The sequence below is a fragment of the uncultured Dechloromonas sp. genome (genome assembly GCF_945957265.1).
Taxonomy (GTDB): domain Bacteria; phylum Pseudomonadota; class Gammaproteobacteria; order Burkholderiales; family Rhodocyclaceae; genus Azonexus.
On the sequence record NZ_CAMFKO010000007.1, the window covers coordinates 101,566 to 114,867 of the forward strand.

A 13,302-nucleotide genomic window follows, 5' to 3' on the forward strand; every position below is an offset into this window, starting at 1 on the left:
CCGGATACCGAACAGCGGAAACTAGCGCTGGCCGCGCTCCTCGTCGCGACGCCGGTGCGCTTCGTTACCCCCCTGCGCGGCCGGCTGCTGACGAGGCGGCTCGGCCCTGGGCGGCGGCGGGGCCGCCGGTTGCGGAGGCGGCATGCGCACTTCCGGGGCCGGCCGGGGCTGTTCGCGGGGCGGCATGGCCTGCGGAGCCGGCTGGGCCGGCATCGGGCGCTCCATGCGCGGCATGTCACGAGGCATGTCGGGCGGGGGCATCTCCCGACGGAAAGACGGCGGAGCGGAGATCGCCTCCCGCGGGGCGGCGCTGCCCGCCGCTGGCTGAGACGGCCGTTCCTGACGCTGCATCTCGCGCATTTCCCGGCGCTGCTCGCGATCCTGCTGCGGGAAGGCCGGCGGCTGCCGTTCCTCGCGGCGCATGTCGGATGCCGGCATCTCCCGGCGCACCGGCGCTGACGCGCCTTCCGGCGGACGCGCCGGTTGTGGCTGAGCGGCGGCCGGCGGGCTGCCCGGCGGCTGAGCCTGGCGCGGCCACTCGCCGCGCTGTTCGCGCCGTTGGGGAGGCGAGGCCGACGGCGAACGCTCGTCGCGCCGGGCGTCGGGCAAGCCGCCCGGGTTGTCCTGGCGAGCCTCCTGCTGGCGGCGGAAAAATTCGCGACGCGCATCGCCCGCCGACTCCGTTGCCGCGGGCCGCCCCTGCTGGACGGGCGCAGCGGAATCCTGCTGGCGTGCCGTTCCCATGCCGGGCGCGCCCTCTCCCGACGAACGCCCGCTTTCCCGGCGCGCTTCGCCGAACGGGTTGCGCCCGCCCTCCGGCGCGCCCCGGCCCGCCCCCGGGAACGGCGTCTCCTGGCGCGGCGACGGGCTTGCGCTTTCAACTGCCTGGCGAGTACGACCGTCCGCAGGCGGCCCGCCCTCCGAACCGCGCGGCCGGTCGCCGCGCCCGGCCTCGCGGAATGTTCCCCGCTCCGCCCCGGGCATGCGCTGGGCCTCGAATTCCCGGCCCGCCGCCCGCGGGCCGTCATGGGGGCGCGCCGCCGCCGGGGCCGGCGCCACCCACTGGGTGCTCGGCGCCTGCCGGGCAAGCGGCGCCCGATCCAGGTCGCGACGTTCGTGACGACGCACCTCGCTGGCCGAAATCGGGCGGCCTTCCTGCATCTGCCGGGTTGGCACCACCGTGACGGCCTGCGGCAGCGCATGGTGGCTGTAGGCCGGCGGCGCGCCGCGCACGACGCGCTCGATCTGGGTCACGTTGGTGACGTGGGTGATATTGACCTGCCGGACATAGGTCGGGCTGTAGCGATAGGCCGGCACGTACACTTCGCGCGGGGCGAGCGGGAACCAGCCGACGGCAGGGGCCGAGCCGAAGCTGAAGCTGGCGCTCCAGCCGGGGTTGCCGACCCAGCCGACCAGCGCCGGCGCATAGACCGGACGGGCGACGAGACGCCCCGGCACCCAGCCCCAGCGCCCGGCGATGAAGGCCCAGCGCCCGTAGTGGAAGGGCGCGAAGCCCCACGGCGCCTCGTCGATCCAGGTCCATCCCCAGGGCGCGACCCACGCCCAGCGCCCCTGGCGATAGGGTGCCCAGTCGCTGGACAGGCCGCGCGGATACCACACGGTGCCGTAGTCGCCGGTGGTGCGCCAATCGCCGTAGGCATCGAGATCCTGGTAGCCGGTCATGTGCGGCGAGACATGGCGACGGGCCGTGTCCGCCAGCGTCGCGTTTTCGCGCTGGGCCACCCACTGGTCGAATCCATCGTAGGCCCGGGCCGCCTCGAGGCGCTCGCCGCCGTCGCTGGACAGGACGGCCATCTGGCCGGCCGCCACGGGGACGGTCCGGCGCCCGTTGTCGAAAGTCGCCCGGCCGGCCTGGACCACCAGTTCGCTGCGCTCGGCATGGACATTGACGCGATAGCGTCCCGGCGTCAGGAAGCGGATGTTGCCGTCCGGCGTCATGACCTCGACGTCGTCGGCCTGGTCGCGGTCGAGCACGGTGACGGCCAGGCTGCCGCCACTGACGCGCACATCGACGCGGCGGTCGTCGACAACCGGGAATTCGACCTCGCTGTCGCGGCTGATCCGGTATGCGGTCGAACCGATCCACACTTCGGCGCGGCCCTGCCGGCCGCTGTCGAGAACGGCCCCGCTGCTCACCGGCCAGTTGAGCGTTGCCGGCCCGCCCTGGTCGTTACGGTCGACCTTGAAGCCGACCTCGCCATCCAGGTAGGACAGGCGCCCGACGCGGCTCGGCGGATCGCTCTGCGCCAGCGCCGACCCGGCGGCCAGCAGCAGAACGGCAAGAAGTAGGCGGTGGAGGGATTTCGGCATCTCGGACTCCCGGCATGGGGAAAAGCCTGCACACGAGCAGGCGACAAGCAATCAACGCGGCAAACCGGCAAACGGATGATTGCCGGCCGTGGAAAAATGGTTTCAAAATGTTGCGCCCCAGAGCGGGCGCAGGATTCAGCTGTTGTCGATGGCGACGCCGTATTTCTTGGCGACGGCCATGTACAGCTGCCGCGCCGATGCCACTTTCGGGTTCTTGCGATCCTTGCGTTGGGCGCGCTGCAGGTAATCGAGCGCCCGCTCGGCCAGCACGGCATCCCAGCCCTTCTTGTCGAGCAGCGTATAGATGGCCTTGGCGGCGTTGACCAGGAACTGCAGGTTGGGCACCTGCTCGGCGGCCTGGATCAGCAGCTGGACGGCCCCTTCGAGATCGCCGCTGCGGGCGGCCATGACCCCGCGGTTGTTCAGTTCGACGATCTCCTTGCCGACCTGGTCGAGGATGGCCTTGCCCGCCTCGGCCTGCCCGGTTTTCTCGAACACGCTGGTGATGTGGTTGATCAGGTGGAGGTCTTCATGGTTTTCGGCGGCCACCTGGCGCATGATCTGGCTGGCCTCGCTGTCCTTGCCCGTGGCGAAGCAGGCGTGGGCCAGATCGACGGCCAGGCGCTGCGATACGTGCTTGCCCTTTTCGGCCGCCTCGGCACGAATCTGGCGCTGCAGGCCGAGCGCCTGATCGACCAGTCCCCTGGCCTTATCCTCGGCTCCCTCGGCATGCAGGCACAGGCTTTCGGTGAGCAGCGCCGCCAGTTCGGCCTGCTTGTCGCCGCGCCATTCCCGCTTCATTTCCGCCGCGATCTTGCGCGAGGCGTCGATATGCCCGCGCTCGACCATCACGCGCGACAGGTTGGCGAAATCGTCCACGGTGCGCAGGCTCGACCCCTTGCTGCGCTCGATGACCTTGCCGTAGGCCTTTTCGGCACTCAGCAGATCCTTGTTGCGGGCCGCCACGTCGCCCACCATGCGCTGCCGCAGGGTATTGTGGGGCGAGGCGTCGGCGGCCCGCTGCAGCGACTGCTGGGCATCGGCAAGGCGGCCCTGCGCCTCGTGCACCGACGCCAGGAAATCGTAGGCCGACAGGAACTCCGGCGTCTCCTGCGTCACCTGCTCGGCCAGCTGCTCGGCCTCGTCGAGCGCGCCCCGGTCGCGCAAGGCCGTCGCCAGCCCCATCTTGGCCCACGGCACGACCCGCCCCTCGAGCACGCGGCGGAAGACCTCCTCGGCCTCGCGCGTCCGCCCCAGCTGGTGCAACAACTCGCCCTTGAAGCGCAGCGCGTCGTACATGTACAGCGGTTGCTGCTGGATCACCCGGTCGCAGGCGAGAATGGCCTCACCCAGCGCGCCGTTCTCGATCTGCGCGTAAATGCGTCCCAGCACGTGCTTCTTGTAGATCACCTTGACCAGCCGGCCCTGCAGTTGTTCGGCGGTAAACGGCTTGATCAGGTAGTCGTCCGGCGCCAGTTCGGCCAGCGCCACCACGTTGGTGTAGCTGCGCTCGCTGGTGATGATCATGTAGACCGTCGACAAGGGGATCAGGTGGGCATGGCGCAACTCCTCGAGCAGTTGCTGGCCGTCGCGGCCATCGTCGAGGACGAAATCGGAGAGGATGATGTCGAAGCGGTTGCCCTTGACCTGGCGGATCACCTCGGCCGAATTGCCGGCGCCATGCACGGCCGTCACGCCCAGCGCCCCCAGCATCAGGCGCAAGGCATCCCGCGCCGGCGGATGGCGGTCGACGATCAGGACGCGCTTCTTGGACAACGACTGCTGCAGGACCAGCAGCATCTCGTCGTTGTCGAGGGGGCTCGCCCCCTTGGCTTGGCTGGTGCTCATGGCATCAAATTACTTGAGATCGCCAGACGGGGCAAGCCATTCGGCATTGCCGGCGCAATCCGGGCGCGGCTCGGTCCGGATCGGGATTTATTCCGGCGCAATAGTCTGGAATACTCACCACTCGGCACCGACACGAGGCATGACGACGATGAAAACCGCACTGGGCAGCTTACTGGCATGGCTCTGCCTGACACTTTCCGGCGGCGCATCGGCGCAGACTGTCGTCGACATCCCGACACGGCCGGATGTGACCCAGCGCGTGCTCGCCATTCCCGCCGCGAACCCTGCCGCGACGGTCATCCTGCTCGCCGGGGGACACGGCGGACTGGGCATTTTCCCCAACGGTTCCTTGCGCTGGGGAGAAGGAAATTTCCTGATCCGCAGCCGCCAGCTGTTCGTCGAACAGGGCCTGAACGTCGTCATTGTCGACGCCCCGTCCGACCGCCAGAACACCCCCTACCTGGCCGGCTTCCGCCAGACGGCAGAGCACGCGGCCGATATCGGCACGGTGATCGCCTGGGTCCGCGCCCAGGGCAAGGCGCCGGTATGGCTGGTCGGCACCAGCCGCGGCACGCAGTCCGCCGCCTTCCTCGCCACCCGCCTGCCGGGGCGGGAAGGGCCGGACGGCCTGGTGCTGACCGCCACCATCCTCAAGGACAACAAGGGGCGCGCGGTGCCTGCCATGCCCCTGGAGCAGCTGACCCTGCCGGTGCTGCTGGTGCACCACGAACAGGACGGATGCAGCCATTGCGCCTATGCCGACCTGCCGGAACTGCAGGAAAAGCTCCGCCACCTCCCGCGCACCGCGCTGTTGAGCTTTCGGGGCGGCGCCGATCGGGGCGACCCTTGCGAAGCCTATGCCCACCACGGCTTCAACGGGCTGGAGAAGGAAGTCGTGACGCAGATCGCCGACTGGATACGGGCTACCCAAAAGTAATCCCGTTCCCTCGCTCCAGGCGCGATAAACCTGTGATTTTTCAGCGACCTGACGTAAAATCCGCGGTCCGATACTGCACCGCAACAAAGCCCTTCCCATGCTCTATCCCACCCGTTTCGATGTCATCGTCGTCGGTGGCGGCCACGCCGGCACCGAGGCTGCGCTGGCCGCAGCCCGTGCGGGTGCGAACACGCTGTTGCTGACGCACAACCTGGATACCCTCGGGGCGATGAGCTGCAACCCGTCGATCGGCGGCATCGGCAAGGGCCACCTGGTCCGCGAAGTCGATGCGCTGGGCGGCGCCATGGCAGCCGCCACCGACGAATCCGGCATCCAGTTCCGCATCCTCAATGCCTCGAAAGGCCCGGCCGTGCGCGCCACCCGCGCCCAGGCCGACCGCGTGCTGTACAAGCAGGCGATCCGCATGCGCCTGGAAAACCAGCCGAACCTGACCATTTTCGCCCAGGCCTGCGACGACCTGATCGTCGAGGGCGACAAGGTGTGCGGCGCCGTCACCCAGCTCGGCATCCGCTTCATGGCCGATGCCGTGGTGCTGACCGCCGGCACCTTCCTCAACGGCAAGATCCACGTCGGGCTGGAAAACTACACCGGCGGCCGCATGGGCGATCCGCCCTCGGTGTCGCTGGCCGCCCGCCTCAAGGAACTGAACCTGCCGCAAGGCCGCCTGAAGACCGGCACGCCGCCGCGCCTCGACGGCAAGACCATCGACTTCTCGGTGATGGAGGAGCAGCATTCCGACGACCCGATGCCGGTCTTTTCCTTCCTCGGCAGCGCCGCCCAGCACCCGAAGCAGCTGCCGTGCTGGATCACCGAAACCAACGAGAAGACGCACGACATCATCCGCAGCGGGCTGGACCGCTCGCCGATGTACACCGGCGTCATCGAAGGCGTCGGCCCGCGCTACTGCCCGTCGATCGAGGACAAGATCCACCGCTTCGCCGACAAGAACCAGCACAACGTCTTCCTCGAGCCGGAAGGCCTGACGACGCACGAGATCTACCCCAACGGCGTGTCGACCAGCCTGCCCTTCGACATCCAGCTGGCGTTGGTGCGCTCGATCCGCGGCATGGAAAACGTGCACATCCTGCGCCCCGGCTACGCCATCGAATACGATTTCTACGACCCGCGCGGCCTCAAGGACACGCTGGAGACCAAGGCCATCAACGGCCTGTTCTTCGCCGGCCAGATCAACGGCACCACCGGCTACGAAGAGGCTGCCGCGCAGGGCCTGCTCGCCGGCATCAACGCCGTCAATTACGTGAAGGGCCGCGACGGCTGGTGCCCGAAGCGCAACGAGGCCTACCTCGGCGTGCTGGTCGACGACCTGATCACGCGCGGCGTCTCCGACCCCTACCGGATGTTCACCAGCCGCGCCGAATACCGCCTCAGCCTGCGCGAGGACAACGCCGACCTGCGCCTGACCGAGCAGGGCCGCGCCCTCGGCCTGGTCGACGACAGCCGCTGGGAAGCCTTCTGCCGCAAGCGCGATGCCATCGCCAGCGAGCAGGAGCGCCTGAAATCGACCTGGGTCAATCCCAAGATCACCCCGGCCGAAGACTGCATCCGCGTCCTCGGCAAGGCCATCGAGCACGAATACAACCTGTTCGAACTGCTCCGCCGGCCGGAAGTGAACTACGCCAGCCTGATGACCCTGCCCGGCGCCGGCGACGCCCAGGGCGACCCGCTGGTCGTCGAGCAGCTCGAGATCTCGGCCAAGTACCAGGGCTACATCGACCGCCAGGCCGAGGAAGTCGCCAAGTCCGCCAGCTACGAGAACACCGCGCTGCCGGCCGAGCTCGACTACGGCACCGTGGCCGGGCTGTCCAACGAGGTCAAGCAGAAGCTGGCCCAGCACAAGCCGCAGACCATCGGCCAGGCCTCGCGCATCCAGGGCATCACCCCGGCCGCCATTTCGCTGCTGCTCATCCACCTCAAGCGACACAACCTGTCGCAGGCGGCGGCATGAGCAGGAAGCAAGGTTCCGCGACGAGCGAAGCACGGCTTGGAGTGCGACCGCCCGCGAGTGCCGCCCCGGCCGCTCAAGGAAAAGCGCTCGCAGTGTCGCCGCTGCCAATCGGCCGCGACCCGTATTCCGCGACCGGAGCGGACGCATGAGCATGATCACGCTGGCGGCGGGCCTCGCCGAACTCGGAATCGACCTGTCGGCCGGACAGCAGGACCAGCTGCTCGCCTTCCGCGACCTGCTGCTCAAGTGGAACAGGACCTATAACCTGACGGCGCTGCGCGACCCCGAGCAGGCCATCTCCCACCACCTGCTCGACTCGCTGGCCATCCTGCCGCACGTCGGCCCCGGCGCCCTGCTCGACGTCGGCTCCGGCGGCGGCCTGCCCGGCATCCCGCTGGCCATCGCCCGGCCGGAACTGGCGGTGAGCATGGTCGATACCGTGCAGAAGAAGGCCACTTTCCTGCAGCAGGCCGCCATCCAGCTCGGCCTGAAAAACGTCGCCGCACACCACGCCCGCGTCGAACAGCTGCCCGGCCAGTACGCCCAGATCAGCTCGCGCGCCTTCGCCGAACTCAAGCTGTTCACCGACCTGACCCGCCAGCTGCTGGCCCCCGGCGGTCGCTGGCTGGCCATGAAGGGCGTCCGCCCGGACGACGAAATCGCCGCCCTGCCGGCCGACATCGTCGTCGAACAGGTCATTCCGCTGCACGTTCCCGGCCTCGACGCCGAAAGACACCTCATCATCCTGAAAGCGGGCTCATGAAAGTACTCGCCATCACCAACCAGAAGGGCGGCGTCGGCAAGACGACGACCGCCGTCAATCTCGCCGCCTCGCTGGGCGCCGAGGGCAAGCGCGTCCTGCTCATCGACATGGACCCGCAGGGCAATGCCACCACCGGCTCCGGGATCACCAAAAAGGAAGCGCTGCCCACCGTCTACCAGCTGCTGATCGGCGCCGCCTCGCTGATCGAAGTGTGCATCAAGACCGATTTCGCTTTCGACATCCTGCCCGCCAACCGCGAACTGGCCGGCGCCGAGGTCGAGCTGATCGAGCTCGACAAGCGCGAATTCCGCCTCAAGTCGGCCCTGCAGCAGAACCACGACGAATACGACTTCGTACTCATCGACTGCCCGCCGGCCCTCAACATGCTGACCGTCAACGCCCTGGTCGCCGCCGACTCGGTGCTCATCCCCATGCAGTGCGAGTACTACGCGCTGGAAGGCCTATCCGACCTCGTCGAAACCCTGCGCAAGGTGCGCCACGGCCTGAACTCGCGCCTGGAAATCGAAGGCCTGCTGCGTACCATGTACAACGGCCAGAGCACGCTGACCCAGCAAGTCTCGAACGAACTCGAAACGCACTTCGGCAACAAGGTCTACCGGACCATCGTGCCGCGCAACGTCCGCCTGGCCGAAGCGCCGTCCTACGGCAAGCCGGTCATCGCCTTCGACAAGAACTCCAGGGGCGCCCAGGCCTATACCGCCCTGGCCAGGGAAATCCTCGAAAGGACTCCAGCATGATCAAGATGAAAGGACTCGGCCGCGGCCTCGACGCCTTGCTCGCCGGCACCGACGAAAAACGCGCCGACGAACAGCGCAGCCTGCCCATCGAACGCCTCAAGCCCGGCAAATACCAGCCGCGCACCCGGATGGACCAGGAATCGCTGGACGAACTGGCGGCCTCGATCAAGGCCCAGGGCGTCATGCAGCCTATCCTCGTCCGCGCCGTCGACAAGACCCCCGGGGCCGAACGCTACGAAATCGTCGCCGGCGAACGCCGCTGGCGCGCCTCGCAGCTGGCCGGCCTGAGCGAAGTACCGGTCCTCGTCCGCGACATCCCGGACGAGCAGGCGCTGGCCATGGCGCTGATCGAGAACATCCAGCGCGAAAACCTCAACCCGCTCGAGGAAGCCCAGGGACTGCAGCGCCTGATCGACGAATTCGGCCTGACCCACCAGCAGGCCGCCGACGCCGTGGGCCGCTCCCGGCCGGCCGCGTCGAACCTGCTGCGCCTGCTGCAGCTGAGCCCGCCGGTCCAGGAACTGCTGATGTCCGGCAAGCTCGACATGGGCCACGCCCGCGCCCTGCTGCCGCTCATCGGCGCCCAGCAGATCGCCGCCGCCCAGCGCATCGTCCAGAAAGGGCTGTCGGTCCGCGAGGCGGAGCGCCTGGTCCAGCAGATCACCAATCCCGCCAGAAAGGCCGCCGAACAGCCGGTCGACCGGGATCTCCTGCGTCTCCAGGAAGAACTCGCCGACGGCTTGGGCGCCAACGTGCAGATCAAGACCAACAAGAAGGGCGCCGGCAAGGTCACCATCGAATTCGGCAGCCTCGAGCAGCTCGACGGCCTCCTTTCGCGGCTCTCCACGTAACCGATGTCACTAAACGTAACGCACTGTCTCTACGGGAAAACCCCTAATTTGTGCGCCGCGGAAATTGACTCTTATGTAAGACTTGGTTACACTCTCGGGGTTTTTGATCGAGGTATGTCTTGCACCCGCAGGTAAGCTGGATTCTCAGTCGCCAAGCGGCATTGATCGTCATTCTCGCCCTCGCGGCCTGGCTGATGTTCGGTGATATGGCAGGCATCTCGACATTGATCGGGGGATCAATCGGCATCGTCGCCAACCTGGGTTATGTACTCCGGGCCATGCGAATGAATGTCGGGCTTGACCCGGTAAAAGCTTACCGGGCGCAGACTGCGGGCGAGGGGTTCAAGTTTCTTCTCACGCTCATCGGCTTCGCCCTTGTGTTTTTGAAGTTCAAGGATGTGGCGGTCGCCCCGCTCTTTCTTGGATACGGATCGACGATTGTCATCTTCTGGGTGGCACTCTTGAAGCAACGTTGAGCTGACTGGAGAAATCATGAGCGCTGAAGGCGGCCTGACCACAACAGGTTATATCCAACACCACCTGACCAACTTGGCCGTCTGTTCCGACGCCGCCAAGGACGCCGCCGGCCACTGCCACGGCTTCTGGACTTTCCACCTCGACACCCTGCTGGTCTCCGGCGTCCTCGGCCTGGTTGTCTTCGGCCTGATGGCCATGCTTGCCAGCAAGGCCACTGCCGGTATCCCGTCCGGCGGCCAGAACTTCGTCGAAATGGTCGTCGGCCTCGTCGACCAGCAGGTCCGCGACACCTTCCACGGCAAGAGCGCCCTGGTTACCCCGCTGGCCATCACCATCTTCGTCTGGGTGTTCGTCATGAACGCCATGGACTTGATCCCGGTCGACTTCCTGCCCTTCATCGCCCAGAAAGTCACCGGCAACGAACACCTGCCGTTCAAGTTCGTTCCGACCACCGACCCCAACCTGACCTTCGGCATGTCGATCAGCGTCTTCCTGATCTCGCTGTTCATGGGTCTCAAGGTCAAGGGCCTCGGCCACTTCATGCATGAAGTGTTCACCGTCCCGTTCGGCGCCAAGCTCGCTCCGGTCAACTTCCTGTTCCGCGTCGTCGAGGAAGTCGCCCGTCCGATTTCGCTGTCCCTGCGTCTCTTCGGCAACATGTATGCCGGTGAAATGGTCTTCATCCTGATCGCGCTGCTGGGCCTGTATCAATTGCCGCTGGCTTTGCCCTGGGAACTGTTCCACATCCTGATCATCACCCTGCAAGCCTTCGTGTTCATGATGCTGACCATCGTGTACATGTCCATGGCCGCAGAGTCGCACTAAGCAGTTTTTGTTTTCCCGTAGTTTTTACTTTTAACCCCGCATTAACCTACCCTTACTGAGGAGTAAACATGGAACTCGCAACCGTTCTCTCCAACACCGCTATCGCTGTTGCCATCCTGATCGGCGCCGGCGCTCTCGGCACCGCTATCGGCTTCGGTATTCTCGGCGGCCGCTTCCTGGAAGGCGCTGCCCGTCAGCCGGAAATGATCCCCACCCTGCAAGTCAAGATGTTCATCGTCGCCGGTCTGCTCGACGCCGTGACCATGATCGGTGTTGGTATCGCTCTGTTCCTGCTCTTCGCAAACCCGTTCCTGGCTCTGCTGAAGTAATCGTTCACGCCCCTGAAACCCTTATCACCAGGAGGTTAGCGTGAACATCAACGCTACACTGATTGGCCAGGCAATCTGGTTTGCTCTCTTCATCTGGATCACGATGAAGTACGTCTGGCCGCCGCTGCAAAAGGCAATGGCGGACCGTCAGGCACAGATCGCTGAAGGCCTGGCTGCAGCCGAGCGCGGCAAGCACGAGCAAGAGCTCGCTGCCAAGCGTTCCGCTGATGCGCTGCGTGAAGCCAAGGAGAAATCCGCGGAATTCGTGGCTCAAGCCGAAAAGCGTGCGCAACAGATCGTCGAAGAAGCCAAGGGCAATGCCAAGGTTGAGGCCGACAAGATTGTCGCCGGCGCCAAGGCAGAAATCGAACAGGAAGTCGAACGTGCCAAGCAGCAACTGCGTGAGCGCGTCGCCGAACTGGCGGTTGCCGGTGCCGAGAAGATCCTGCGCAAGGAAATCAATGCGTCCGTGCATGCAGACATGCTGGGCGCCCTGAAACAGGACCTGTAAGCAATGGCTGAATCCGTCACTATCGCCCGTCCTTACGCCGAAGCGCTGTTCCGCGCGGCCAAGGAAAGCGGCAATCTGGCCAAGTGGTCCGAGCAGGTCGCCCTGCTGGGGCAGGTGGCTGCCAATCCCGAAGCCCGTGCGGCAGTCGGCGATCCGAACGTGGCAGCCCCGCAACTGGTCGACCTTTTCCGGTCTGCCTGCGGTACGGCGGTAGGTACGGAGCTGGCGAACTTCATCCAGCTGCTGTCCAACAACGACCGTCTGGGGCTGTTGCCGGAAATCGCCGGCTTGTACGAAAGCTACAAGCAAGCGGAAGAAGGCACCAAGCAGGCCGAAATCGTTTCGGCCTTCCCGATCGATGACAACCAGGTGAAAGCCCTGGTACCGCAACTCGAAGCCGTCTTCAAGACCAAGCTCGAAGCAGCCGTGTCGGTTGACCCGACCCTGATCGGCGGTATCAAGGTAATCGTTGGCGACCAGATGCTGGATGCTTCAGTCCGCGGCAAGCTTGACGCCATGGCTACGGCGCTGAACAACTAGGAGAATTTCATGCAGTTGAATCCTTCCGAAATTTCTGAACTGATCAAGAGCAAGATCCAGAACCTGCAAGGCGCATCGGAAGTGCGCACGCAGGGCACGGTGGTTTCCGTCACCGACGGTATCTGCCGTGTGCACGGCCTGCAAGACGTCATGCAGGGCGAAATGCTGGAATTCCCCGGCAACACCTTCGGCATGGCGCTCAACCTCGAGCGCGACTCCGTCGGCGCCGTTGTTCTGGGTGAATACGAGCACATTTCCGAAGGCGACGTGGTCAAGACCACCGGTCGCATTCTGGAAGTCCCCGTCGGCCCGGAACTGCTCGGTCGCGTGGTCAACTCCCTCGGCCAGCCGATCGACGGCAAGGGCCCGATCAACGCCAAGCTGACCGACAAGATCGAAAAGGTCGCGCCGGGCGTTATTTGGCGTCAGTCCGTTTCCCAGCCGGTGCAAACCGGTCTGAAGTGTGTGGACTCCATGGTTCCGGTCGGTCGTGGCCAGCGCGAGCTGATCATCGGCGACCGCCAGACCGGCAAGACCGCCGTCGCCGTCGACGCCATCATCAACCAGAAGGGCAAGGGCCTGTTCTGCGTTTATGTCGCTATCGGCCAGAAGGCTTCCACCATCGCCAACGTCGTTCGCAAGCTCGAAGAGCATGGCGCGATGGAATACACCATCGTCGTCGCCGCTCCGGCTTCGGAATCCGCCGCGCTGCAGTACCTGGCTCCTTACGCCGGCTGCACGATGGGCGAGTACTTCCGCGACACCGGTGAAGACGCCCTGATCATTTACGACGACTTGACCAAGCAAGCCTGGGGCTACCGTCAGGTTTCCCTGCTGCTGCGCCGTCCGCCGGGCCGTGAAGCCTACCCGGGCGACGTGTTCTATCTCCACTCCCGTCTGCTGGAGCGCGCCGCTCGCGTTTCCGCCGCCTGGGTCGAGAAGCTCAGCAATGGCGCCATCAAGGGCAAGACCGGTTCGCTGACCGCCCTGCCGGTTATCGAAACCCAGGCTGGTGACGTTTCCGCCTTCGTTCCGACCAACGTGATCTCCATCACCGACGGCCAGATCTTCCTGGAAACCGACCTCTTCAACGCCGGTATCCGTCCCGCGATCAACGCCGGTATCTCGGTGTCCCGCGTCGGTGG

General features: G+C 65.9%; 13 protein-coding genes. 11 read left to right on the forward strand and 2 right to left on the reverse strand.

From position 1 onward, the window contains the following. Positions 1-21: 21 nt before the first annotated feature. Both Q0P59_RS06060 and Q0P59_RS06065 read right to left on the reverse strand, forming a co-directional pair. Complete coding sequence (locus Q0P59_RS06060) at positions 22-2,331, reverse strand: DUF6600 domain-containing protein (protein ID WP_295004628.1); 2,310 nt, start codon at positions 2,329-2,331, stop codon at positions 22-24. A 135-nt stretch (positions 2,332-2,466) separates the two neighbouring features. Then, positions 2,467-4,179, reverse strand: coding sequence for a response regulator (locus Q0P59_RS06065; RefSeq protein WP_295004630.1), 1,713 nt, complete (start codon positions 4,177-4,179; stop codon positions 2,467-2,469). Between the two features lie 148 nt (positions 4,180-4,327). Here Q0P59_RS06065 and Q0P59_RS06070 point away from each other — a divergent pair, with 148 nt between their 5' ends. The 11 genes from Q0P59_RS06070 to atpA form a co-directional block, all read left to right on the forward strand. Beyond that, positions 4,328-5,116, forward strand: coding sequence for an alpha/beta hydrolase (locus Q0P59_RS06070; protein WP_295004632.1), 789 nt, complete (start codon positions 4,328-4,330; stop codon positions 5,114-5,116). Between the two features lie 97 nt (positions 5,117-5,213). Next, a complete protein-coding gene (gene mnmG, locus Q0P59_RS06075) occupies positions 5,214-7,103 on the forward strand; it encodes a tRNA uridine-5-carboxymethylaminomethyl(34) synthesis enzyme MnmG (protein WP_295004634.1) in 1,890 nt (629 codons plus the stop codon). A gap of 145 nt (positions 7,104-7,248) precedes the next feature. After that, positions 7,249-7,866, forward strand: coding sequence for a 16S rRNA (guanine(527)-N(7))-methyltransferase RsmG (rsmG, locus tag Q0P59_RS06080; RefSeq protein WP_295004636.1), 618 nt, complete (start codon positions 7,249-7,251; stop codon positions 7,864-7,866). After that, entirely contained in the window at positions 7,863-8,624 is a 762-nt protein-coding gene (locus Q0P59_RS06085) for an AAA family ATPase (RefSeq protein ID WP_295004638.1), read from the forward strand. The genes rsmG and Q0P59_RS06085 overlap by 4 nt, the downstream gene beginning before the upstream one ends. Next, complete coding sequence (locus Q0P59_RS06090; RefSeq protein ID WP_295004640.1) at positions 8,621-9,475, forward strand: ParB/RepB/Spo0J family partition protein; 855 nt, start codon at positions 8,621-8,623, stop codon at positions 9,473-9,475. Before Q0P59_RS06085 ends, Q0P59_RS06090 begins: the two co-directional genes overlap by 4 nt. 119 nt (positions 9,476-9,594) lie before the next feature. Further along, entirely contained in the window at positions 9,595-9,951 is a 357-nt protein-coding gene (locus tag Q0P59_RS06095) for an ATP synthase subunit I (protein WP_295004642.1), read from the forward strand. Positions 9,952-9,967: 16 nt separating this feature from the next. Beyond that, positions 9,968-10,777, forward strand: a complete 810-nt coding sequence (gene atpB / locus Q0P59_RS06100) for a F0F1 ATP synthase subunit A (RefSeq protein ID WP_295004644.1) — start codon at positions 9,968-9,970, stop codon at positions 10,775-10,777. Positions 10,778-10,845: 68 nt separating this feature from the next. Then, positions 10,846-11,106, forward strand: a complete 261-nt coding sequence (gene atpE / locus Q0P59_RS06105) for a F0F1 ATP synthase subunit C (protein ID WP_117610057.1) — start codon at positions 10,846-10,848, stop codon at positions 11,104-11,106. 40 nt (positions 11,107-11,146) lie between these two features. Then, positions 11,147-11,617, forward strand: a complete 471-nt coding sequence (locus Q0P59_RS06110; protein ID WP_150428349.1) for a F0F1 ATP synthase subunit B — start codon at positions 11,147-11,149, stop codon at positions 11,615-11,617. A 3-nt stretch (positions 11,618-11,620) separates the two neighbouring features. Continuing rightward, entirely contained in the window at positions 11,621-12,157 is a 537-nt protein-coding gene (locus tag Q0P59_RS06115; protein WP_275706915.1) for a F0F1 ATP synthase subunit delta, read from the forward strand. 9 nt (positions 12,158-12,166) lie between these two features. Next, on the forward strand, positions 12,167-13,302 hold a 1,136-nt coding region (gene atpA, locus Q0P59_RS06120), incomplete at its 3' end, for a F0F1 ATP synthase subunit alpha (RefSeq protein WP_295004651.1).

Coding starts and splice junctions, on each gene's coding strand:
- Q0P59_RS06065 (WP_295004630.1), bottom strand. CDS start 4,179: ATGAGCACCAGCCAAGCCAAGGGGGCGAGCCCCCTCGACAACGACGAG.
- Q0P59_RS06115 (WP_275706915.1), top strand. CDS start 11,621: ATGGCTGAATCCGTCACTATCGCCCGTCCTTACGCCGAAGCGCTGTTC.
- Q0P59_RS06060 (WP_295004628.1), bottom strand. CDS start 2,331: ATGCCGAAATCCCTCCACCGCCTACTTCTTGCCGTTCTGCTGCTGGCC.
- Q0P59_RS06090 (WP_295004640.1), top strand. CDS start 8,621: ATGATCAAGATGAAAGGACTCGGCCGCGGCCTCGACGCCTTGCTCGCC.
- rsmG (WP_295004636.1), top strand. CDS start 7,249: ATGAGCATGATCACGCTGGCGGCGGGCCTCGCCGAACTCGGAATCGAC.
- mnmG (WP_295004634.1), top strand. CDS start 5,214: ATGCTCTATCCCACCCGTTTCGATGTCATCGTCGTCGGTGGCGGCCAC.
- atpE (WP_117610057.1), top strand. CDS start 10,846: ATGGAACTCGCAACCGTTCTCTCCAACACCGCTATCGCTGTTGCCATC.
- Q0P59_RS06085 (WP_295004638.1), top strand. CDS start 7,863: ATGAAAGTACTCGCCATCACCAACCAGAAGGGCGGCGTCGGCAAGACG.
- atpB (WP_295004644.1), top strand. CDS start 9,968: ATGAGCGCTGAAGGCGGCCTGACCACAACAGGTTATATCCAACACCAC.
- Q0P59_RS06070 (WP_295004632.1), top strand. CDS start 4,328: ATGAAAACCGCACTGGGCAGCTTACTGGCATGGCTCTGCCTGACACTT.